Genomic DNA, 21399 nt, shown 5'->3' on the forward strand with positions numbered 1-21399 from the left:
TCCTTGATATGTGCCACATCGAGGAAGGTTCCGCATGAACCGCACGTACACGAACGACCGTCCCGCCCGCTCCCGTGACGGCCGTGCCGACGCCGGAAGGGGCGGCGGCTACGGCTCGCAGGCGCCGCGTCGTACCGGCGGGCCCGTCCGCTCCGGCGGTTACGGCCGTCGGCCCGCCGCAGTGCAGGGTGAGTTCGCGCTGCCCAGGACGATCACCCCCGCACTGCCGGCAGTTGAGGGCTTCGCCGATCTCAACATGCCCGAGCAACTGCTGGCCGAACTCGGCAGGCAGGGTGTGACCGCACCGTTCCCGATCCAGGGCGCGACGCTGCCGAACTCCCTGGCGGGCCGTGACGTGCTGGGCCGCGGGCGCACCGGGTCCGGCAAGACCCTGGCCTTCGGCCTCGCCCTGCTCGCCCGCACCGCCGGACAGCGTGCCGAGCCCCGCCAGCCGCTGGGGCTGATCCTCGTACCCACGCGTGAGCTGGCACAGCAGGTAACCGACGCGCTGACCCCGTACGCCCGCTCCGTGCGGCTGCGGCTGGCCACCGTGGTGGGCGGTATGTCGATCGGCCGGCAGGCCAGTGCGCTGCGCGGCGGAGCCGAGGTCGTCGTCGCGACCCCGGGCCGGCTCAAGGACCTCATCGACCGCGGCGAATGCCGGCTGAACCACGTCGGCATCACCGTGCTGGACGAGGCCGACCAGATGGCCGACATGGGCTTCATGCCCCAGGTCACCGCGCTGCTCGACCAGGTGCGCCCCGAGGGACAGCGGATGCTGTTCTCCGCCACCCTGGACCGCAACGTCGACCTTCTGGTGCGCCGCTATCTGACCGACCCTGTCGTGCACTCCGTCGACCCGTCGGCCGGTGCGGTCACGACGATGGAGCACCACGTCCTGCACGTCCACGGCGCCGACAAGCACGCCGCCACGACCGAGATCGCCGCCCGCGACGGCCGCGTGATCATGTTCCTGGACACCAAGCACGCCGTCGACCGGCTGACCCAGGACCTGCTCAACAGCGGGGTGCGGGCCGCCGCGCTGCACGGCGGCAAGTCGCAGCCCCAGCGCACTCGCACGCTGGCGCAGTTCAAGACGGGGCACGTCACCGTACTGGTGGCGACCAACGTCGCGGCGCGCGGCATCCACGTCGACAACCTCGACCTGGTCGTCAACGTCGATCCGCCGACCGACCACAAGGACTACCTCCACCGCGGTGGCCGTACCGCCCGCGCCGGCGAGTCCGGCAGGGTCGTCACCCTGGTCACGCCGAACCAGCGCCGCGGCATGGTCCGTCTGATGTCGGACGCCGGAATCCGACCGCAGACCACCCAGATCCGCTCGGGCGACGAGGCCCTGAACCGGATCACCGGCGCCCAGGCCCCGTCCGGCATCCCGGTCGTCATCACCGCACCGGTGGTCGAACGCCCCAAGCGCAGTGCCGGCACCTCCCGAGGCCGACGCCGCCCCGGATCGGCGACCAGGCGCACCCCCGTACGCCAGTCCGGCCTCGGCGCCGTGGCCTAGAACCTTCGTGATCAGGAAGCCGGCCCATCTCTGCAGGAGGCACCCTTTGACGCTGGTCCAGACGCAGCCCCACCCGGCGGACACCGACCCCGCGCACAGGACGGCGGTGGAGGTCATGGACCCGGCCGGACCGCAGGTCTGTGACGACATGAGCGTCGAGGTGGCGCTGGCCGTCATGGCCGCCGCCCGCACGGTCCGACTGGTCGTCTGCGACCAGGACGGCCAGTGCACCGGCCTGGTCACCCGTACCGAACTCGCCGCCGTCCGTGACAGCTCCGACTACACGGACCGTGTCCGCCTGCGCGACATCCTCGGCGACCACGGTTCGTTCGCCTCACCCGTGACCACGATGGCCGAAGCCGAGCACGCGATGCGCGCCCGTCGGCTCGGTGTCCTGCCGGTGGTCGACGAGCAAGGCAGCGCCGTGGGCATCCTCGCCCTCTCCCGTTGAAGCACCTCGCCCCTGGGCGGACCGTTCTTCCCTTCTCTCTGTGAGGCCACATGCGCTGCGTCATCGCCCGCTTCCCCTTCGAGCTCACCAAAGGCGGGGTGCTGGAATCGATGAAGGGCATCAAGCCCGAACCGGTCACCGGCGAATCGGTGATCATCGGCCGCCGCCACTACCCCGTCAAGCAGGTCGGCCAGGTCATCACGCGACAGGACCGTCGGGACTTCAGCGCCGCCGAAGTCCTGCGGGCCATGGCTCAGCTCGGCTTCACCTGCCGCACCGTTCCCAAGACAGCGCCCCTGGGCATTCTCAGCCCGATGCAGCACGCCTCCGCGATGCTCGGCACCCCCGTCACGCTCTGACCGGGTAACCAGACACGAGCCGACATCTGACCAGCAGTGTGGGCCCGACCGGTACGCCGGTCGGGCCCACACCGCGTGCAGCGGGTTCCCGTCGCCGTCGCTCAGTGGCCGGAACAGCTGAAGTCGCCCACGGTCCAGGCGCTGACGGCCTCGATCGCAACCCGGTACCTCCATCCGTCTCCGGATCCTCAGGGTGCCCTGCGGGATCTGGGCGACATGGACGTGCAGACGCGTGGGCGGCCCGTCCTTCTTCGCGGGGTGCCGACGTCGGGCCGCGGAACCGGGGACAGTGCCGCCCTGCTGTGGCTCAGGCGTCGATGATGACGGGGATGATGAGGGGCTTGCGGCGGTGGGTGCGGAACGCCCAGTTCGCCACGGCGCGGGCGACGAGTTGTTCGAGTTGGTGCGCGTCCCCGACGCCTTCCTCGGCCGCGGTGGCCAGGGTCTTCTCGATGACGGGGATGACCGGCTCGAAGGTGGTGTCGTCGTGGACGAAGCCCCGGGCCAGGAAGTCGGGGGCCTCGGCGAGGGCGCCGGTGTCCGCGTCGACGATCGCCACGACCGTGACCACGCCTTCGGCGGCGAGGGTGAGGCGGTCCTTGAGGGACGCTTCGGTGGCGCCGCCGACCTCCATGCCGTCCACGTAGACGTTCCCGGCGGGGACCTTGCCGGTGATGGACGCGCGCCCGTCGACGAGGTCGACGACGACGCCGTCCTCGGCGATGACGACCCGGTCGGGGTCGACGCCGGTACGGATGGCGAGGTCGCCGTTGGCCCGCAGGTGGCGCCATTCGCCGTGCACCGGCATGACATTGCGGGGTTTGACGATGTTGTAGCAGTAGACGAGTTCGCCGGCGCTGGCGTGCCCGGAGACGTGCACCTTGGCGTTGCCCTTGTGGACCACGTGGGCGCCCCACCGGGTGAGTCCGTTGATCACCCGGTAGATGGCGTTCTCGTTGCCGGGGATGAGGGAGCTGGCGAGCAGGACGGTGTCGCCCTTGCCGATGCGGATCATGTGGTCGCGGTTGGCCATCCGCGACAGCGCGGCCATCGGTTCGCCCTGGGATCCGGTGCACACCAGAGTGATCTTGTGGTCGGGGAGCTTCTCCAGCTCCTTCGTGCTCACGACCAGACCGGAGGGGACCTTCAGATAGCCCAGGTCGCGGGCGATGCCCATGTTGCGCACCATCGACCGGCCGACGAAGGCGACCTTGCGGCCGTGCTGGTGAGCGGCGTCCAGGACCTGCTGGATGCGGTGCACATGGCTGGCGAAGCTGGAGACGATGACCCGGCGCGGCGCGGTGCGCATCACCTGCTCGATCGCCGGGTTCAGCTCACGCTCAGAAGTGGTGAAACCGGGTACTTCGGCGTTCGTGGAGTCGGTGAGGAACAGGTCGACGCCTTCCTCACCGAGGCGGGCGAAGGCGCGCAGGTCGGTGATGCGGTCGTCGAGGGGGAACTGGTCCATCTTGAAGTCGCCGGTGTGCAGCACCATCCCGGCTCCGGTGCGGATCGCGACCGCGAGGCTGTCCGGGATGGAGTGGTTGACCGCCACGAACTCGCAGTCGAAGGGCCCGAAGCCGCGCCGGTCGCCCTCCCGCACCCGCACCGTGCGCGGCCGGATGCCGTGTTCCTTGAGCTTGGCCTCCAGGAACGCCAGTGTCAGCTTGGAGCCGACGACGGGAATGTCGGACCGCTCGCGCAGCAGGTACGGCACGCCGCCGATGTGGTCCTCGTGGCCGTGGGTGAGGACGACGGCCACGATGTCGTCCAGCCGGTCCCGGATCGAGGTGAAGTCCGGCAGGATCACGTCCACGCCGGGCTGGGTCTCCTCGGGGAACAGCACGCCGCAGTCGACGATGAGCAGCTTGCCCTCGTGCTCGAAGACGGTCATGTTGCGGCCGATCTCACCCAGGCCGCCCAGGGCGGTGACCCGCAGCCCTCCTTCGGGAAGGGGTGGGGCGGCTTTCAGTTCGGGGTGCGGATGACTCATACCTCGACGGTACCGGAGAGCGGGACGGCATGATCCATTGCCTGTGTGATCTCTTCTTCCCGACGGAGCGGGGTCGTCCAGCAGCTGAACCGTGGAGGGGACTGGTTCCTTCCGGGCGGCCCTGTCTCGCTATCTGTGGGCTCGGGCGCGCGCTCTGGCCAACTCGCGTGATGGGCCGGTGGAGGTCGCCCGGATGTACGAAGGCACTGAGGCGTCCTTCGCCGCGCTGTGCGGGGTCAGCCCTGTCGAGCGTTCCTCGGGCACTCGGCAGTACCGGCGTCTCAACCGTGGCGGCGACCGGCAGGCCACGCCGCCCTGCACCGGAATGTGCAGACCCGCTTGCGCGTCGACCCGCGCACCCAGGACTATTCCTAGCGTTCGTTGCCTCAAACGCATGCGGCCCGAGAGGTCTTCCACCTGGTAAAACAGCTACAGCCAGCCCCCCGCTCATAGGGGCTGTCGTGACAGATGAGAGGCTCAGACGGGTGAGCGAGACACCACCGAACACCCTGCAATACCGCTTTGACGGGCCAGAAGACGCTCCCGTCCTGATCCTGGGTCCCTCACTGGGTACCACATGGCACATGTGGGACCGCCAGATCCCCGAGCTGACCAAGCAGTGGCGCGTGTTCCGGTTCGACCTGCCGGGCCACGGCGGTGCCCCCGCGTACCCGGCGGGCTCGGTGGGTGACCTCACGACACGGCTGCTGGCCACCCTCGAAGGGCTCGGCGTGCAGCGCTTCGGCTACGCGGGCTGCGCGCTCGGCGGTGCCGTCGGCATCGAGCTGGCCCTGCGCCACCCGGAGCGGCTCGCCTCACTCGCGCTGATCGCCGCCTCGCCCCGCTTCGGCACGGCCGACGAGTTCCGGCAGCGGGGCGTGATCGTCCGCACGAACGGCCTCGATCCCATCGCCCGTACCGCGCCCGAGCGCTGGTTCACCGGCGGGTTCGCCGCCGCGCAGCCCGCGATCACCGAGTGGGCCGTGCAGATGGTGCGCACCACCGACCCCGGCTGCTACATCGCCTCCTGCGAGGCGCTCGCCTCCTTCGACGTCCGCCCGGAGCTCGGGCGGGTCGGCGTCCCGACCCTGGTCCTGGTCGGCTCGGACGACCAGGTCACCGGCCCGGCGGAGGCCCGCACGCTGGTCGCCGGCATCCCGGACGCGCGCCTCGCCGTCGTCCCCGGCGCCTCCCACCTGGTCCCGGTGGAGCAGCCCGCGGCGGTCACCGACCTGCTGGTGCGGCACTTCTCCACCGCCTGGCAGCCCGTCTTCGAGACGTCCACCGGCCAGACGGCCCTGCCCGCCGCCGCCCTCAGGCCGGTCCTGTCTCCCGCCTCGCCGCAGCCCCTGCAGACCGGGCCCGTCGCCGAGATCGCCCCGGTCGCCGTACCGCCGCAGGTCCAGGGGCGGCCCGACCCGTACGACGCCGGGATCAAGGTCCGCCGCGAGGTGCTGGGCGACGCGCACGTGGACCGGGCGCTGGCCCAGGCCGACGAGTTCTCCGGGGACTTCCAGGAGTTCATCACCCGCTACGCCTGGGGCGAGATCTGGGACCGCCCCGGCCTCGACCGGCGCACCCGCAGCTGCGTCACCCTCACCGCCCTGGTCGCCGGCGGCCACCTGGACGAGCTGGCCTTCCACACCAGAGCCGCCCTGCGCAACGGCCTCACCCCGGGCGAGATCAAGGAAGTGCTGCTCCAGGCGGCCGTCTACTGCGGTGTCCCGGCCGCGAACAGCGCGTTCAAGGTGGCTCAGCAGGTCATCCGCGAGGAGACCACGCCCCAGGAGTGAGTCCGCGGGAGAGCGCGGAGGCAGGATGGAGCCATGAAGCTCACGAAGAAGTCGCACGCCTGCGTCCGCCTCGAGAAGGACGGCCGGACCCTCGTCCTCGACCCCGGCGGGTTCAGCGAGGAGGACGCCGCGCTCGGCGCGGACGCGATCCTCGTCACCCACGAGCACCCCGACCACTTCGACGAGTTCCGGCTGCGCGCCGCGATGGAGAACAACCCGGCGGCCGAGATCTGGACCCTGAAGGCGGTCGCGGAGAAGATCTCGTCCGCCTTCCCCGGCCGCGTCCACACCGTCGGCCACGGCGACACCTTCACGGCCGCCGGTTTCGACGTCCAGGTCCACGGCGAACTCCACGCGGTGATCCACCCGGACATCCCGCGGATCACCAACGTCGGCTACCTCGTGGACGGCGGCAGGGTCTTCCACCCCGGCGACGCCCTCACCGTCCCCGACCACCCGGTGGAGACGCTGATGCTCCCCGTCATGGCCCCCTGGAGCAAGATCTCCGAGGTCATCGACTACGTGCGCGAACTGAAGCCGCAGCGCGCCTACGACATCCACGACGCCCTCCTCACCGACCTGGCCCGTCCGATCTACGACCGGCAGATCGGGCAGCTCGGCGGCTCGGAGCACCTGCGGCTGACGCCGGGGGACTCCGCCGAGGTCTGAGCCCCCGACGGGGACCGGGCCGCGTTGTCAGACCCGCCGGGTAGGTTGTGGGGCATGCGCATCGCGACCTGGAACGTGAACTCGATCACCGCCCGCCTGCCGAGGCTCCTGGCCTGGCTGGAGAGCAGCGGCACGGACGTGCTGTGCCTCCAGGAGGCCAAGGTCAGCGAGGAGCAGTTCCCCGCGGAGCAGCTGCGCGAGCTGGGCTACGAGTCGGCGGTCCACGCGACCGGCCGGTGGAACGGCGTGGCGGTGCTCTCCCGCGTCGGCATCGAGGACGTCGTCAAGGGAGTCCCCGGCGACCCCGGGTTCGACGGCTCGGTGGAGCCCCGCGCCATCTCCGCGACCTGCGGCCCGCTCCGCGTCTGGTCGGTCTACGTGCCGAACGGCCGTGAGGTGGACCACCCGCACTACGCCTACAAGCTCCAGTGGTTCGAGGCGCTCAAGGCGGCCGTCGCCGGTGACGCGGCGGGCAGCCGCCCCTTCGCGGTGATGGGCGACTACAACGTGGCGCCGACGGACGACGACGTCTTCGACCCCGCCTTCTTCGAGGGCGCCACCCACGTCACCCCCGCCGAGCGCGCCGCCCTGGCCTCCCTGCGCGAGGCCGGCCTGTCCGACGTGGTCCCGAGGCCCCTCAAGTACGAGCACCCGTTCACGTACTGGGACTACCGCCAGCTGTCCTTCCCGAAGAACCGCGGCATGCGCATCGACCTGGTGTACGCCAACGCACCCTTCGCGAAGGCGGTCAGTGACGCGTATGTGGACCGCGAGGAGCGCAAGGGCAAGGGCGCCTCGGACCACGCACCGGTCGTGGTGGACCTCGACGTCTAGGGCCTGTCGCCCCAGGACCGGGGCGGCTGCGACGTGAGCAGCCGCAGGTCGACCGAGTCCGCCAGGGCCGCCAGTCCCGCGTCGCCGGGATGCAGATGGTCCCCGCTGTCGTACGCGGGGAGCATCCGGGAAGGCCGCTCGGGATCACGGACCGCCGCGTCGAAGTCGAGCACGCCGTCGAAGACCCCGCCGTCGCGGATCCACTCGTTCACCGCGACCCGCTCGGCGTCGACGGCGGCCGTGCACCGCGCCTCGCCCTCGCAGGGCAGGATCGTCGCCGCGAGCATCCTCAGCCCCCGGCCGTGCCCGCGTGCCGCGAGCTCGCGCAGCCCTGCGATCAGCTGCTCCGCCGACGTGCCCCACCGCAGGTCGTTGATCCCCTCGAAGACGACGGCCGTACGCGCCGACGGCTGGGCGAGGACGTCCCGGTCGAAGCGGTGCAGGGCGCTCACTCCGGCCGTGTCCGTGGAGACCCCGTCGCCGGGGTACCGGTCGGTGACCACGCGATTGCCCGAGACGCCCAGGTTCAGCACGCCGTAGCGCGGGACGGTGGTCTGCTCCAGGAGCCGGCCGGCCAGGACGTTCGGCCAGCGCCGGTTCGCGTCCACCGTGGACTTGTCTCCGTCGGTGATCGAGTCCCCGAGCAGCACCACGGACCCGGGACCGCCGCTCACGTCGACTCCCGCGAGCAGCGGCCAGCGGGTGATCACCGAGGTGTACGCCCCGGCGGCGCCGTCCGCCGCGTGATCTCCGGGCTCGCTGACGTAGGAGCGCTGCTGGGCCAGCCCGTGCACGGGTGCCGCAGCCACCGTCCCGGGCAGATGGAAGCTCACCAGCAGATTCGTGTCCGCCGGGACGGGGAAGCCGAGCGGATCGCTGTACGCCTGGCCCCCGGCCGGGACCGTCACGCCCGCCGTACCGCCGAAGGCCAGCGCCACCGGGGTGCCCCGCGAGGCCGCGCCCGACGCCTGCACCGCGACCGTCGCGCTCCCGATCCGTACCGGAGCCGCCGCGAAGGTGTTGTCGAACCGCACCCGCACCCGGGGCCCGCCGGCCGACGTGTGCACGACCAGCCGCAGCGTCCGGTCCGTCCAGGGGCCCACCGCAGCGTAACCGCCCGTGGCCGTCGTCCAGCTGCCCGTCCAGCCCTGCGTGGCGGTCCGTACCGACACCGCGAAGACGTGCAGCCCGGCCGCGCTCGGCAGCCGGACCGAGGTCACCGGACGACCCGGGACCAGCGGCACCGTCACGACGTACAGGCGGGCCGACTGGGCGAGTTGGCCGCCGGGCGTGTTGATGTGCGGCAGGGCCACCGCCTTGGTCGCGAGCGGCCCGGTGCGCCAGTCGGGCGCGGTCAGCCGGTACCCGGAGCGGGTGCCGTTCGCGTAGGTGACCGTGCCCCGGCCGCCCACCTGTGAGCCGGCGGTGCCCGCCACCAGGAAGGCCAGGGCGTCCCCGCGCCCCGTGACCCGGACGTCCTGGCCGGCGGCGCGGACGTTGTCCGGCTCGCCCGGCTGCCGCTTCGGCCAGGTCAGCCGGGCGCCCTGCACGGTGAGGGTCCGGCCGGGCGTCCAGCCCGCGGCGGTGAGGTCCCGCGCGGACAGCGAGGCGCCGGAGCCGTCGAAGTCGGCCTTCCCGGGCGATGCGTCGTCGCTGACGGCCACGTTGTCGAAGAGCCGCTCCAGTGGCACCGGCGCGGCCCGTCTCTCCTCGACGGCCCGCGCCGACGCCACCGAGACCAGCGACCCGCACAGGGTCAGGACGACCAGGATCCCCCGGACACATCGGCGCACGGCCGACTCCTCCCGCTCATCGACACACGACGCAACAGACGAAAACGCAGGGACGGAACAGAAGAGGTAACGACGGCCGAGACGCAAGACGCACGGTGAAAGTAGGGAGACATGTCAGACCCGTCAACGCGCGATGCGTGAACTCGGCCTGAACTCGACCGGGATCGGCGGGCCCGCGCGCCCTGTGGTGCGTATGGCCGTACGAATGACACGCTGGACGTATGAACATCCCTTTCCTGGGCAACCGGCGCCAGAAGGTCGGGGTCCCCGATCCGGCAGGCATCGCGGAACTCCTCGCCGAGTGCGAACTGCTCCGCTCCCAGGCGTCCCGCGAGGGGTTCCTGCTGGACGACTCGGCGGCCTCCCTGGAGGCGCTGGACCAGCTCGTTCCACGCTGGCGGGACGACGAGGAGACCCTGGCCTGGCTGGGCAACGACGCCGGGCTCTACCTGGGCACCGTCATCGTGCGCACCGTGCCGGGAGCCGCCTGGGAGATCCGCTCCGACGGACAACCGGTCGTGCGGCTGGCGTCCGGCCGGGAGTTCGACGTCGTGGACTCCGGGCACGAGTGGGCCGCGAACGGGGTGCCCGAGCTGTCGCAGTTGTACGCCGAAGTCGCGGAGTCGTGAGACCCATGGCCGCAACCTTTGGCCCAAAGTCCGACGTAAATACGGCTAATGATCGAAAAGTGCGTGTCGCCCGACAAGTCCGATCTTGCCTGGATACGTTGCGGCAACCACCACACAGCTGAGAGTGAGTAGGGCTGAGTATGGCCGTCGAGCCGCTGATCGAGCTGCGTGACGTCAACAAGCACTTCGGGGAGCTGCATGTCCTGCAGGACATCAACCTCACCGTCGGCCGGGGGGAGGTGGTCGTGGTCATCGGCCCGTCGGGGTCGGGAAAGTCCACCCTGTGCCGGGCGATCAACCGCCTGGAGACCATCGAGTCCGGGACGATCATCCTCGACGGGCAGCCGCTGCCGGAGGAGGGCAAGTCCCTCGCGCGGGTGCGCGCGGATGTCGGGATGGTCTTCCAGGCCTTCAACCTCTTCGCCCACAAGACCGTCCTGCAGAACCTCTCCCTGGGGCAGGTCAAGGTGCGCGGGCGCAAGAAGGAGGACGCCGACAAGCGCTCCCGTGAACTCCTCGACCGGGTCGGCGTCGCCGACCAGGCGGACAAGTACCCGGCGCAGCTCTCGGGCGGTCAGCAGCAGCGCGTGGCCATCGCCCGCGCCCTGGCCATGGAGCCGAAGGCGATGCTCTTCGACGAGCCGACCTCGGCCCTCGACCCGGAGATGATCAACGAGGTGCTGGAGGTCATGAGGCAACTCGCCCGCGAGGGCATGACCATGATCGTCGTCACGCACGAGATGGGCTTCGCCCGCTCGGCCGCCAACCGTGTCGTCTTCATGTCCGACGGCCGGATCGTCGAGGACCGCACCCCCGACGAGTTCTTCACCAACCCGAGCAGTGACCGCGCCAAGGACTTCCTCTCCAAGATCCTCAAGCACTGAACGAGCAGGCACCGGACGGCTCATCGCATCGGACCTCGACTACGATGTGCCCTTCATCCCTGTCGGAGAGGGGGACTTCGCCGAAGGCCGCCGCTCCCACCAGGGGTGAGCTGACCGCCCGCCCGGTCCGCGGGGCATTCCCACCGGGTGCGGCCCCCATGGCCCGAAGGCCACGGGGGCGGCGGATCACATCGGCCAGGCCCGTCCGGCAGCAGCCGGAGATCACTGCTCGCGCAGCGGAACCGACACGTACGACGGGTCGTTCGCCGGCGAGGAGAAGGTCAGCTGCGCGCCGGACGGGTTGTGCTCGATGTAGAGCGGGTCGACCGTGTCGACGACCAGGGCGAGGCGATGCCCGGCCGGGACGTCGTAGGCCGTGGAGTACAGCTCCAGGTCGACGTCGAACGGCTTTCCGGGGGTGCGCCCGTGGAAGGTGTACGGCGCGTGGGTGACCAGCTTGCCGAGGCCGAGCGGCCCCACGTCGTACAGGTAGGCGACGAGGGTGCCGCTCTCCTTGGTCGGGGTGAGGGTCGTGTGCAACGCCGTCGTCCCGCGCACCCGTTGGGCCATGGCGTACTTCTCCGACTGCCAGACGGCGGCCCAGCGGCGGGGGAGCAGCGGGATCGAGGCCATGGGCGGCAGCTTGGCCACCTGGTCGAGGATGCTGGACAGGAAGACGACGCCGCCGTCCGCCCCCGAGTTCACGTTCGCGCGGATCGTGGTCGTGCCCCCGAGGGCGATCTTCCGTTCGGTCGCGCCGGCGGACTTCCAGTCCGGGTATCCCTCGTAGCCGCCAAAGGAGCGGGACTTGAGCTGGACGGGCTGCTCACGGTCGATGCCGTTGTCCTCGCCCCTGAGGTGGTGGTCGAACCAGCGCCGGGTGTCCTTCCACACGTCGTTGGGCAGCCCGAACAGGCCGGTCAGCTCCGCGGTGGCGTGGTCTCCGGGCCGCATCTCCAGCCGCTTCGGACCGGTCAGCTTCTCGTAGAAGTCGGCGTACTGGTTGGGCGGGAAGACGCTGTCGCCCCAGGCGTTGGCGAGCATGATCGCCGCGCCGTTCTCGTTGATCCGGTCGACGTAGGTCGCAGCGGAACGTTTCTTCCCCCAGGCGATGAGCTCCGGCTCCTTCGCCAGGTTGGAGCTGTAGAAGTCGTCGAAGGTCTGGCGGAGTTCCGCGCTCTGGCGGCCCGTCACCACGCTCGCGCCGTCCAGCAGGGCGGCGGCCTGGAGGTGCTGGGTGCGCCCGGCGTAGATCGAGCCGGTCAGGTCGGCCCAGCCGCTGAGCGAGGCGACCGCCTTGATCCGCTTGTCGTGCGCGGCGGTGAGCAGGCTGATGCCCGCGCCGTAGGAGACACCCGCCATGCCGATGTGCCCGGCGTCCGCGGGGGTGTGGGCGAGCGCCCAGTCGATCACCTTCGAGGCGTCGGCGACGTCGGGTGGTCCCGCCACTTCTATCTCGCCGCCGGACTGCCAGAAGCCGCGCACGTTGTAGGTGACCACGACGTACCCGGAGTCGGCGAGCTTCTGCGCCTGGGCCAGGTACTCGACTTGGGGCAGACCCCAGCTCGTGGGCATGACGAGCAGCGGGAAGCGGTCGGTGCCGCGGGCACCGGCCGGGGTGACGACGTTGGCCTTGAGGACGGTGCCGCCGTCGCCGGCGATGTCGACGAAGCGGATGGGGTTCGGCGCCGCCTGGGCGGTGGGGGCGAATCCGAGGGCGGTGCCGGCGACCAGGGTCGCCGAGACGGCGCCTACGGCGGTGGTGCGCAGGGCCTTGCGGTGGGGCCCGCCCGTCTCCCGCCACCACCCTATTCGAAGGCGCTTCGCGCCCTTTGGATCCACGGGTCACTCCTCACTCGTGTAAGTGCAAAGTGACCGAACGGTAACCTCGACCCCTTACCGGAGGTAACCCGTCGGTAAGTTACGTGCCAGTAACGATTGTTGAGCAGTGGAGGAACTCAGGAGGCCCGGTGGGAATTGCGAGGAGCGGCCGGTGTCGCGGCGGGCAGCGGGGTCTGCGCCGCCCGCGTCACGTCCTCCACCAGCTCGACGACGTCCGGGCCGTACGCCTGAGAGTTGATCACCTTGAGCAGCAGCACGAAGGAACCGCTGCCGTACTTGCGGGCCAGCCGCTCCTCGTTGCGGGCGAGGTAGCGGGTGGCCGCCTGGTTGGTGATCGACGTCTGGCCGCAGAACAGGAAGACCGGACGGGTGTTCTGGCTGCGCTCGGCGGTGAGACGGGCGAGCAGGGCGTACTCCTCCTTGCCGTTGTCCACGCGGAGGCGCTCCGTGCCCACCAGGAACGAGCCGCGGTCCGGGCCCGGTTCGGCATCCACGTTCACCCGCACACCGGGGAGCAGGGAGGACAGATGGGCCGCCATGCGGCGGTTAGACGCCGGGCCACCCACACAGAACTCGGTGCGCTCGCCGAAGCCCTGACGCGCGGTGTCGTGCGGGAGGATCTGGGCGTGGGCGTTGCAGTCCTTGATCAGCGCGGCGAGTTCGAGGAGTGCGAAGACGTCGTAACGCATCACCGAGAACTCGGGTCCCGCGGCGCCCCGGTTCACCACCAGCAGGGACTCGGAGTTGTCGGGCAGCCCGAAGAAGGCCTGCTTGCGGCGGAGCTTGCGCCGGTACAGATAGGTGCGGGTCACCCAGCCCAGTGCGGCACTGATGCCCGCCGCTATCACGCCCAGGACGATGTTGCGCACGTCGTCGTTCATGGGCGCGCATGGTAGCGGGCCCGACGCACCGGTGTTCGACGCTTGCCTGACGCGGCCATGGCGATGAATTAAGCTGCGCGAACGGCCTTTGACTGGAGGTGCGGATGCGTCGCCCTGTCGCACGGAATCTGACGGTCCTGGCGGTTTCGGCCGCTGTGGTGGTGTCGGTAGGAGCGGCGGCGCCGCCACCCGTCGAGCAGAGCCCCGGCGGTGAGAAAACCCCGCTGGCCGTCGGCTACGGCGGCGCCGTCTCGAGCGTCGACCCCGACGCTTCCGCCGCCGGGATCGAGGTTCTGCGAAAGGGCGGCAACGCCGTCGACGCGGCCGTCGCCACGGCCGCCGCGCTCGGTGTCACCGAGCCCTACTCCGCCGGCATCGGCGGAGGCGGCTACTTCGTCTACTACGACGCCGAGTCCCGCACGGTGCGCACCATCGACGGCCGCGAGACCGCCCCCCTGAGCGCCGACAAGAACCTGTTCGTCGAGAACGGCAAGCCCCTCGCCTTCGCCGACGCCGTCAGCAGCGGCCTGAGCGTCGGCACCCCGGGCACGCCCGCCACCTGGCAGACGGCGCTGGACCGGTGGGGCAGCAAGAGGCTCTCCAGCGTGCTGAAGCCGGCCGAGCGGATCGCCCGCGAGGGCTTCACGGTCGACGAGACCTTCCGCTCGCAGACGGCGTCCAACGAGGCCCGCTTCCGCTACTTCCCGGACACCGCCGACCTGTTCCTGCCGGGCGGGCAGCTCCCGGTCGTCGGCTCCACCTTCAAGAACCCCGATCTCGCCCGTACGTACGCGGAGTTGGGGCGCAAGGGCGTCGACGCGATCTACCACGGCAGGCTCGGCCGGGACATCGTCGACACGGTCAACAAGCCGCCGGTGGATCCCGGCTCCGGCTGGAACGCCCGGCCCGGCGACCTGACCGCGAAGGATCTGGCCGCCTACCGCACCAAGCTCCAGGCGCCCACCAGGACCTCCTACCGCGGCCTCGGTGTCTACTCGATGGCACCGTCCTCCTCCGGAGGCACGACGGTCGGTGAGGCGCTCAACATCCTGGAGCGGACCGACCTGTCCAAGGCGAGCAAGGCGCGCTATCTGCACCGCTTCATCGAGGCCAGCCGGATCGCCTTCGCCGACCGGGGGCGGTGGGTGGGCGACCCCGCCTTCGAGGACGTGCCGACGAAGGAACTGCTGTCGCAGAAGTTCGCCGACTCGCGCGAGTGCCTCATCAAGGACGACGCGGTGCTGACCAGTCCCGTGGCGCCCGGAGATCCGCGTCATCCGCGGCGCTGCGACTCCGGCGGCACGGCGGCTCCCACGACGTACGAGGGGGACAGCACCACGCATCTGACGGTGGCCGACAAGTGGGGCAACGTCGTCGCCTACACCCTCACCATCGAGCAGACCGGCGGCAGCGGGATCACCGTCCCCGGGCGGGGTTTCATCCTCAACAACGAGCTGACGGACTTCTCCTTCACTCCGGCGAACCCGGCCGTGCACGACCCGAACCTGCCCGGGCCGGGCAAGCGGCCGCGGTCGTCGATGTCGCCGACGATCGTGCTGGACCAGCACGACAAGCCCGTGGTGGCGCTGGGCTCGCCGGGCGGTGCGACGATCATTACGACCGTTCTGCAGACGCTCACCGGCTTCGTCGACCGGGGGCTGCCGCTGGTCGACGCGATCGCCGCTCCGCGAGCCAGCCAGCGGAATGCCGCGCAGACCGAGCTGGAACCGGGTTTCGACAGTGACGTCAGGAAGCAGCTCGAAGCGATCGGGCACTCCTTCAAGGCGAACCCGGAGATCGGTGCGGCCACGGGCGTTCAACGGCTGCCGGGTGGAAAGTGGCTGGCAGCCGCTGAGACCGTGCGGCGGGGCGGTGGGTCGGCAATGGTGGTGCGGCCCGTGCGCTGAGTGCCGGGTGCGGGTGCGCGGGGGCTGGTCGCGCCCACGCGGCGGAGCCGCGTGCCAGGCCCCGCGTCTGCGGCCTGATGCAAACGACAGGCCCTAGCGGGGCGCTGCCGAACTCTGCGCTTCGAAGGTCAGGTGGCCGTCCTGCACGTCCACCGTCACCCGGCCGCCCTCGTCGACCCTGCCGTCCAGCAACAGCCGTGACAGCTCGTTGTCCACCTCGCGCTGGATCGTGCGGCGCAGCGGGCGGGCGCCGTACTCCGGCTGGTAGCCGCGGTCGGCCAGCCATTCCACCGCCCGGTCGGTGAAGGTCACCGTGACGCCCTTGCCCCGCACCAGGGAGCGGGTGCGGTCCAGCAGGAGGTTGGTGATCGTGCGCAGCTGCTCCGTGGTGAGCTGGCGGAAGACGACGATCTCGTCGATGCGGTTGAGGAACTCCGGGCGGAAGTGCTCACGCAGCGGGCGCAGGATCTGCTCGCGGCGGGCCTCCTCGTCCGCGTCGGCGCCGCCCGCGGCGAAGCCCGTCGTGGCGCCCCGGCGGGTGATCGCCTCGGAGCCGAGGTTGCTCGTCATCACGATGACCGTGTTGCTGAAGTCCACCGTGCGGCCCTGGGAGTCGGTCAGTCGGCCGTCGTCGAGGACCTGGAGCAGGATGTTGAAGACGTCCGGGTGGGCCTTCTCCACCTCGTCCAGCAGGAGCAGCGAGTACGGGTGCCGGCGCACGACCTCGGTGAGCTGGCCCGCCTCCTCGTGGCCGACATAGCCGGGCGGGGCGCCGATCAGGCGGCTGACGGTGTGGCGCTCCTGGTACTCGCTCATGTCGAGCCGGACCATGCGGTCCTCGCTGCCGAACAGGGCCTCGGCTAGCGCGCGGGCCAGTTCGGTCTTGCCGACACCCGTCGGGCCGAGGAACAGGAAGCTGCCAATCGGGCGGTCGGGGGCGGCGAGCCCGGCGCGGGAGCGCAGCACCGCGTCCGAGACGACCCGCACGGCCTCGTCCTGGCCGACCACCCGCTGGTGCAGATGCTCCTCCAGGCCCAGCAGACGGTCCTTCTCCTCCTGGGTGAGGCTGCTGACCGGGATGCCGGTCTGCCGGGACACCACCTCGGCGATCGCCTCGGCCCCGACCACCAGGTCCTGGCCCTCGTCGATCTCGCTGTCGCCGCCGGCCTCGGTGATCCGCTGCTTCACGTCCACGATGCGGTCGCGCAACTGGGTGGCCTGCTCGTACTGCTCGTCCGCGACGGCCTGGTCCTTGTCCCGGGTCAGCTGCTCCAGCTCCCGCTCCAGGGCCCGTACGTCCGTGCCCTTGGTCCGGGCCCGCAGGCGCACCCGGGCGCCGGCCTGGTCGATGAGGTCGATCGCCTTGTCGGGCAGGCGGCGGTCGGTGAGGTAGCGGTCCGACAGCTCCACGGCGCTCACCAGCGCCTCGTCGGTGTAGCGGACCTGGTGGTGGGCCTCGTAGCGGTCCTGGAGGCCGCGCAGGATCTCGATCGCGTCCGCGGGCGTCGGCTCCGGCACCATGATCGGCTGGAAGCGGCGGGCCAGCGCCGCGTCCTTCTCGATCCGGCGGTACTCCTCCAGCGTGGTGGCGCCCACGATGTGCAGCTCGCCGCGGGCGAGGGCCGGCTTGAGGATGTTGCCCGCGTCCATCGAACTGCCGTCGCCGCCGCCGGATCCGGCGCCCACGACCGTGTGCAGCTCGTCGATGAAGATGATCAGCTGGTCGGAGTGGGCGCGGATCTCGCCCACGATGTTGTTCATCCGCTCCTCGAAGTCACCCCGGTAGCGGGTGCCCGCGACCACGCCCGTGAGGTCCAGGGCGACCACCCGCCGCCCGATCAGGACATCGGGCACGTCCGCCTCGGAGATGCGCTGCGCGAGCCCCTCCACGATGGCCGTCTTGCCGACCCCCGCGTCACCGATCAGGACCGGGTTGTTCTTGCCGCGCCGGGAGAGGACCTCGACGGTCTGTTCGATCTCCTGGTCCCGGCCGATCACCGGGTCGATCCGGCCCTGCCGGGCCAGCTCGGTGAGGTCACGGCCGTACTTGTCGAGGGTGGGCGTGTTCGTCGGCCGGGGGCGCTCGGACTGGGGGACCTCCGGCGCCTCGGGCGGTTCGGAGGGGGCGAAGCGGGCCGCGTTCAGGATGTGCCCGGCGGCCGAGTCGGGGTTCGACGCCAGGGCGCTCAGCACGTGCTCCGGGCCGATGTAGCCGTAGCCGCGGGCCCGGGCCATGTCGTGCGCGTCCAGCAGGGCCCGCTTGGCGGCCGGGGTGAGGGAGAGCGCGGTCGGCGGCGGCGCGTCGTCCGGCGTGTGCTGGGCCGGGCCCGACCGGTCGTCGATCTGCGACGCCAGGGAGTCGGGATTCGCGCCCGCCTTGCTGAGCAGGGTGCGGGTGGGCTCGGTGGCGAGCGCCGCCCGCAGCAGATGCTCCGTATCGAGGTCCCGGCTGCCGTGCTCGGCGGCGTACTGGGCGGCGCCGCGGACGAGCTCCCGGGCCGGCTGGCTGAGCAGCCGCCCGAGATCGATCTGCCGGGGACCGGGACGCGGTCCGCCGAAGAAGCGTGCGAGGAATTCTCCGAAGGGATCCGAGCCGTAGCCCTCCGGGCTGGTGAAGCCGCTGCTCATGGGCCTTCCGTTCCCGGCGTCCCCGGCGCGCGGGCGGGGGACGCCCTCGCTGGTCGACGTGCCGGGGTCGGGTAACCCGGGTGGCAGCCGGTTACACCTGGGGCGCGTTCGTAGAACACCTTCGCACGATCGTCGGCGAGGGGCACCTTTGAGGCATACCAGGAGGTAAAGGGTGACCGGTGGGATTCAGCGGGCCGTCAGGATCCTCGGTCCGGACTTCGTGATCGCCACCGTGTGCTCCGCGTGAGCGGCGCGGGAGCCGTCGTTCGTCCGCAGGGTCCAGCCGTCGGCGGCCGCGTGGTACCCGTCCGTGCCGCCCCTGATGACCATGGGCTCGATCGCCAGCACCATGCCGTGCCGGAGTCGCATGCCGCGCCCCGGGCGGCCCTCGTTCGGCACCCCGGGGTCCTCGTGCATGCGGCGGCCGATGCCGTGGCCGCCGAAGCCGTCCGGGATGCCGTAACCGGCGCCCCGGCACACCGTGCCGATGGCGTGGGCGATGTCGCCGATGCGGTTGCCCACGACGGCGGCCTCGATGCCGGCCGCCAGGGCCCGCTCGACGGTCTCGATCAGGCGGAGGTCCGCCTCGCGCGGGGTGCCCACGACGAAGCTGAGCGCCGAGTCGCCGACCCAGCCGCCCAGTTCGGCGCCGAAGTCGATGGAGACGAGGTCGCCGTCGCGCAGGCGGTGGCGGTCAGGGATGCCGTGCACGATCGCGTCGTTGACCGAGACGCAGAGGACGGCGGGGAAGGGGGCCGGCGCGAAGGAGGGGTGGTACCCCAGGAAGGGTGAGGTCGCGCCCGCCTCGCGCAGCACGTCGTGCGCCACCTCGTCCAGTTCCAGCAGGGAAACGCCCACGTCGGCGGCCTTCTGTACGGCCGTCAGGGCCCGGGCGACGACCTGGCCCGCCTCGTACATCGCGTCGATAGAAGTGTCTGTCTTCAGCTCCACCATGCCAATTACTATACCGGTATTAGAATGGGGGCATGGTGCGCACCCCTCTCACTCCAGAAGAACGCGAACGCGGCGAGCGGCTCGGCCGGCTGCTGCGTGAGGCGCGTGGTGGCCGGAGCATGACGCAGGTCGCGGCGAGCGCCGGCATCTCCGCGGAGACCCTCCGGAAGATCGAGACCGGCCGGGCCCCGACCCCGGCCTTCTTCACGGTGGCCGCGCTGGCCGGGGCCCTCGGGCTGTCCATGGACGAACTGGCCGGGCAGTGCGTGCTGGTGCCCGTCTGAGGCTCCTGCGCCGCGCGTGAAAACTCCCCGTAGCACGTCCGTAACACGACTGGTGTTGCCTACGGGGCGGAGTGCTCCGGTCTCAGGGAGTTGAGCGATGGCGGCGGATCAACTCCCGGCTCAAGTCGGGGAGTTCGCGACCTACCTGGACGGGCTGCTGGCACGCCTCGATCCGTCCGGCGGCTGGTTCGCCGTGTTCTGGCAGCGCGACCCGGAGGGCATGCGGGCCTGTCTCGACGGGCGCGAGATGCCGCCCTGGGACGTGGTCGAGGCGCTGCTCCAGGACCTCGCAGGGCAGTACGGCCCGGCGGGAGCCGGCCCGGAGACGGAGCGCGCCCGCACCCTGCACGCCGCCGCGCTCGCCGCGTACGACACCCGGCCCGGGGGCCGTGACGCCCTCGGCGACCGCCTCGACGCCATGCTCCGCGAACAGAAGTACGCCGCCGAACGCCAGGCTGCCCTGGCCCGCCACCTCACCTCGGCCACGACCCGCGAACAGGCGGACGCACTGCGCCTGGACCTGGCCTGGGCGCGCGACGACCACGAACGGGCCGGCGCGCGATGCGCGGAACTCCGGGCACGGCTGGCCCACCTGGACCGGCGCGACCAGGAAGCCTTTCCGAGGGCGTGGAGTGATGGTGAGGCACCGCGCGGCGCCGGGGCGGGGTCGTCACCGGCCGACGATCTGTACGGGCCCGGGACGCCCTTGGCCGCGACCGGCGCCGCCGACCGGGAGGCCGGGCGTCGTGCTCCGCAGCATCCGGAGGGCCGGACCGTCCCCGGGGAGGCCGCCGCGGGCGTGGCGCCTGACGGGCTCCCCGCCTCGGCCGTGACCGGTGCCGCCGGTCGGTACGACACCCGGTACGGCGCCGCCGTCCCGGAGGCCGGGCGTCGTGCTCCGCAGCATCGGGAGGGCCGGACCGTCCCCGGGCAAGCCGCCGCGGGCGTAGCGCCTGACGGGCACCCCGCCCCGGCCCTGACCGGTGCCGCCGGTCGGTACGGTACCCGGTACGACGCCGCCGAACCGGAGGCCGGGCGTCATGCCCCGCAGCATCCGGAGGGCCGGACCGCTGCCGATGAAGCCGCCCCACGTGTCCCCGACGCGTTCACCGCTCCAGCCCCGTCGCCCGCCTCCCAGCCCCTCACCCCCAAGCAGCGCAAACGCCGTCGCGGGAGCGCCCGCTTCGCGGGGATGGCGGACGAGGAGGTCACCGCCGCCACCGCCGTGCCGCCCGCTGTCGTGCCGACCCTGCCCGCCCCCGCCCCCACGGCGACCCGCCGTACTCTCCGCGGCGCGCGGTTCGCCGGGGCCGCCGAGGAGGCGGGGGCGGAGCGCCGGGCACCGGAGGCCCACGTGCCCGGGACCGAGGACCGGGCCGAGGTCGGACGCACCGTGGAGGTGCTGGCCCGGTTGCGGAGCGAGGGGCGCAGCGGGGAGGCCCACGCGCTGCTGGCCGAGGTCGTCTCCTGGGAGCCCGGCCGGTTCCCGCTGCTCGCGGAGCGGCTGCACCTCGCCGGGCTGGACGCCGACTGGCAGACCCTGCTGTGGGAGGCCGCCTCGCTGCCCGCCGGGCGGCTGGTCGCCGCCGCAGACGCGCTGGCCGCGGCCGGACGGGCGGGGGACGGGCAGCAGATGCTGCGGCAGGGGGTCGCACGGCCGCCGGGAGAGATCGGGGAGGCCGTCCTCGGCCTGGCCGCCGAGGGACGCCACCGCGAGGTGCGCGTGCTGCTCGACGCGTACGTCAGGGTCCGCACCCCCGAGGAGGCCGCACGCAGCGCCGAACCCGATCCGCAGCGCCTCGTACCGCTCCTGCTGGAGGCCGCCCGGGACGTGTCGGAGGAACGCCGCTGGGATGTCGTCTACGCCCTGCGGGTCGCCGGATTCCCCGCCTGACCGGCGATGTCGCGCCCCGGGCGACTCACCCACAGGAGTGTGAATCGCGCAATGCCCCGCGGGTTGGTGACGATGG

Annotated in this window: 17 protein-coding genes and 1 pseudogene; 12 read left to right on the forward strand and 6 right to left on the reverse strand. The window is 71.6% G+C overall.

Features of this window, described 5'->3' with window-relative positions:
* Window positions 1-34: 34 nt before the first annotated feature.
* The 3 genes from AB0G20_RS11745 to AB0G20_RS11755 are packed head-to-tail and all read left to right on the forward strand — an operon-like array spanning window position 35 to window position 2338.
* Window positions 35-1528 carry a DEAD/DEAH box helicase gene (locus tag AB0G20_RS11745; RefSeq protein ID WP_361299609.1) on the forward strand — a complete coding sequence of 498 codons (1494 nt, stop codon included), beginning with the start codon at window positions 35-37 and terminating at the stop codon, window positions 1526-1528.
* 46 nt (window positions 1529-1574) lie between these two features.
* Window positions 1575-1979 carry a CBS domain-containing protein gene (locus AB0G20_RS11750; RefSeq protein ID WP_361299612.1) on the forward strand — a complete coding sequence of 135 codons (405 nt, stop codon included), beginning with the start codon at window positions 1575-1577 and terminating at the stop codon, window positions 1977-1979.
* Window positions 1980-2029: 50 nt separating this feature from the next.
* Window positions 2030-2338 (forward strand): SCO5918 family protein, encoded by a 309-nt coding sequence (locus AB0G20_RS11755; protein WP_361299615.1) that lies wholly within the window; start codon window positions 2030-2032, stop codon window positions 2336-2338.
* Window positions 2339-2645: 307 nt separating this feature from the next.
* Here AB0G20_RS11755 and AB0G20_RS11760 read toward each other — a convergent pair whose 3' ends face one another.
* Window positions 2646-4331 (reverse strand): ribonuclease J, encoded by a 1686-nt coding sequence (locus AB0G20_RS11760; RefSeq protein ID WP_361299618.1) that lies wholly within the window; start codon window positions 4329-4331, stop codon window positions 2646-2648.
* Window positions 4332-4536: 205 nt separating this feature from the next.
* On the opposite strand from AB0G20_RS11760, the pseudogene AB0G20_RS11765 reads away from it, so the two are divergent.
* The 4 genes and pseudogenes from AB0G20_RS11765 to AB0G20_RS11780 form a co-directional block, all read left to right on the forward strand.
* Window positions 4537-4703: pseudogene (locus tag AB0G20_RS11765) on the forward strand (transposase); the annotation flags it as partial.
* Between the two features lie 113 nt (window positions 4704-4816).
* The gene (pcaC, locus tag AB0G20_RS11770; protein WP_361299620.1) at window positions 4817-6124 is read left to right on the forward strand and encodes a 4-carboxymuconolactone decarboxylase; all 1308 of its coding nucleotides are present in this window, start codon (window positions 4817-4819) and stop codon (window positions 6122-6124) included.
* Window positions 6125-6157: 33 nt separating this feature from the next.
* Complete coding sequence (locus AB0G20_RS11775) at window positions 6158-6793, forward strand: MBL fold metallo-hydrolase (protein WP_361299623.1); 636 nt, start codon at window positions 6158-6160, stop codon at window positions 6791-6793.
* Window positions 6794-6847: 54 nt separating this feature from the next.
* Window positions 6848-7627: an exodeoxyribonuclease III gene (locus AB0G20_RS11780; protein WP_361299626.1), complete on the forward strand. Its 780-nt coding sequence runs from the start codon at window positions 6848-6850 to the stop codon at window positions 7625-7627.
* Here AB0G20_RS11780 and AB0G20_RS11785 read toward each other — a convergent pair.
* Complete coding sequence (locus AB0G20_RS11785) at window positions 7624-9360, reverse strand: SGNH/GDSL hydrolase family protein (protein WP_361300890.1); 1737 nt, start codon at window positions 9358-9360, stop codon at window positions 7624-7626. The two genes, AB0G20_RS11780 and AB0G20_RS11785, sit on opposite strands and share 4 nt — an antisense overlap.
* 281 nt (window positions 9361-9641) lie before the next feature.
* Here AB0G20_RS11785 and AB0G20_RS11790 point away from each other — a divergent pair, with 281 nt between their 5' ends.
* Both AB0G20_RS11790 and AB0G20_RS11795 read left to right on the forward strand, forming a co-directional pair.
* Window positions 9642-10049 carry a DUF6278 family protein gene (locus AB0G20_RS11790; RefSeq protein ID WP_361299628.1) on the forward strand — a complete coding sequence of 136 codons (408 nt, stop codon included), beginning with the start codon at window positions 9642-9644 and terminating at the stop codon, window positions 10047-10049.
* Between the two features lie 140 nt (window positions 10050-10189).
* Entirely contained in the window at window positions 10190-10933 is a 744-nt protein-coding gene (locus AB0G20_RS11795) for an amino acid ABC transporter ATP-binding protein (RefSeq protein WP_361299631.1), read from the forward strand.
* Window positions 10934-11155: 222 nt separating this feature from the next.
* On the opposite strand, the gene AB0G20_RS11800 is transcribed toward AB0G20_RS11795, so the two are convergent.
* Window positions 11156-12745, reverse strand: a complete 1590-nt coding sequence (locus AB0G20_RS11800) for a CocE/NonD family hydrolase (protein ID WP_361300893.1) — start codon at window positions 12743-12745, stop codon at window positions 11156-11158.
* A gap of 146 nt (window positions 12746-12891) precedes the next feature.
* Window positions 12892-13656 (reverse strand): hypothetical protein, encoded by a 765-nt coding sequence (locus tag AB0G20_RS11805; RefSeq protein ID WP_361299634.1) that lies wholly within the window; start codon window positions 13654-13656, stop codon window positions 12892-12894.
* 104 nt (window positions 13657-13760) lie between these two features.
* Here AB0G20_RS11805 and ggt point away from each other — a divergent pair, with 104 nt between their 5' ends.
* Window positions 13761-15563, forward strand: coding sequence for a gamma-glutamyltransferase (gene ggt / locus AB0G20_RS11810; protein ID WP_361299637.1), 1803 nt, complete (start codon window positions 13761-13763; stop codon window positions 15561-15563).
* Window positions 15564-15656: 93 nt separating this feature from the next.
* Here ggt and AB0G20_RS11815 read toward each other — a convergent pair whose 3' ends face one another.
* Together AB0G20_RS11815 and map are read right to left on the reverse strand one after the other, a co-directional pair.
* Entirely contained in the window at window positions 15657-18191 is a 2535-nt protein-coding gene (locus AB0G20_RS11815) for an ATP-dependent Clp protease ATP-binding subunit (RefSeq protein ID WP_361299640.1), read from the reverse strand.
* 186 nt (window positions 18192-18377) lie between these two features.
* Entirely contained in the window at window positions 18378-19145 is a 768-nt protein-coding gene (map, locus tag AB0G20_RS11820) for a type I methionyl aminopeptidase (protein WP_361299643.1), read from the reverse strand.
* A 32-nt stretch (window positions 19146-19177) separates the two neighbouring features.
* Between map and AB0G20_RS11825 the strand changes: the two genes are divergently transcribed.
* Entirely contained in the window at window positions 19178-19429 is a 252-nt protein-coding gene (locus AB0G20_RS11825) for a helix-turn-helix transcriptional regulator (RefSeq protein WP_361299646.1), read from the forward strand.
* 97 nt (window positions 19430-19526) lie between these two features.
* Window positions 19527-21323 carry a hypothetical protein gene (locus AB0G20_RS11830; protein ID WP_361299649.1) on the forward strand — a complete coding sequence of 599 codons (1797 nt, stop codon included), beginning with the start codon at window positions 19527-19529 and terminating at the stop codon, window positions 21321-21323.
* Window positions 21324-21399 lie beyond the last annotated feature (76 nt).

Origin of the sequence: Streptomyces sp. NPDC024017 (assembly GCF_040638895.1) — a bacterium.
In the GTDB taxonomy this organism is placed as follows: domain Bacteria; phylum Actinomycetota; class Actinomycetes; order Streptomycetales; family Streptomycetaceae; genus Streptomyces.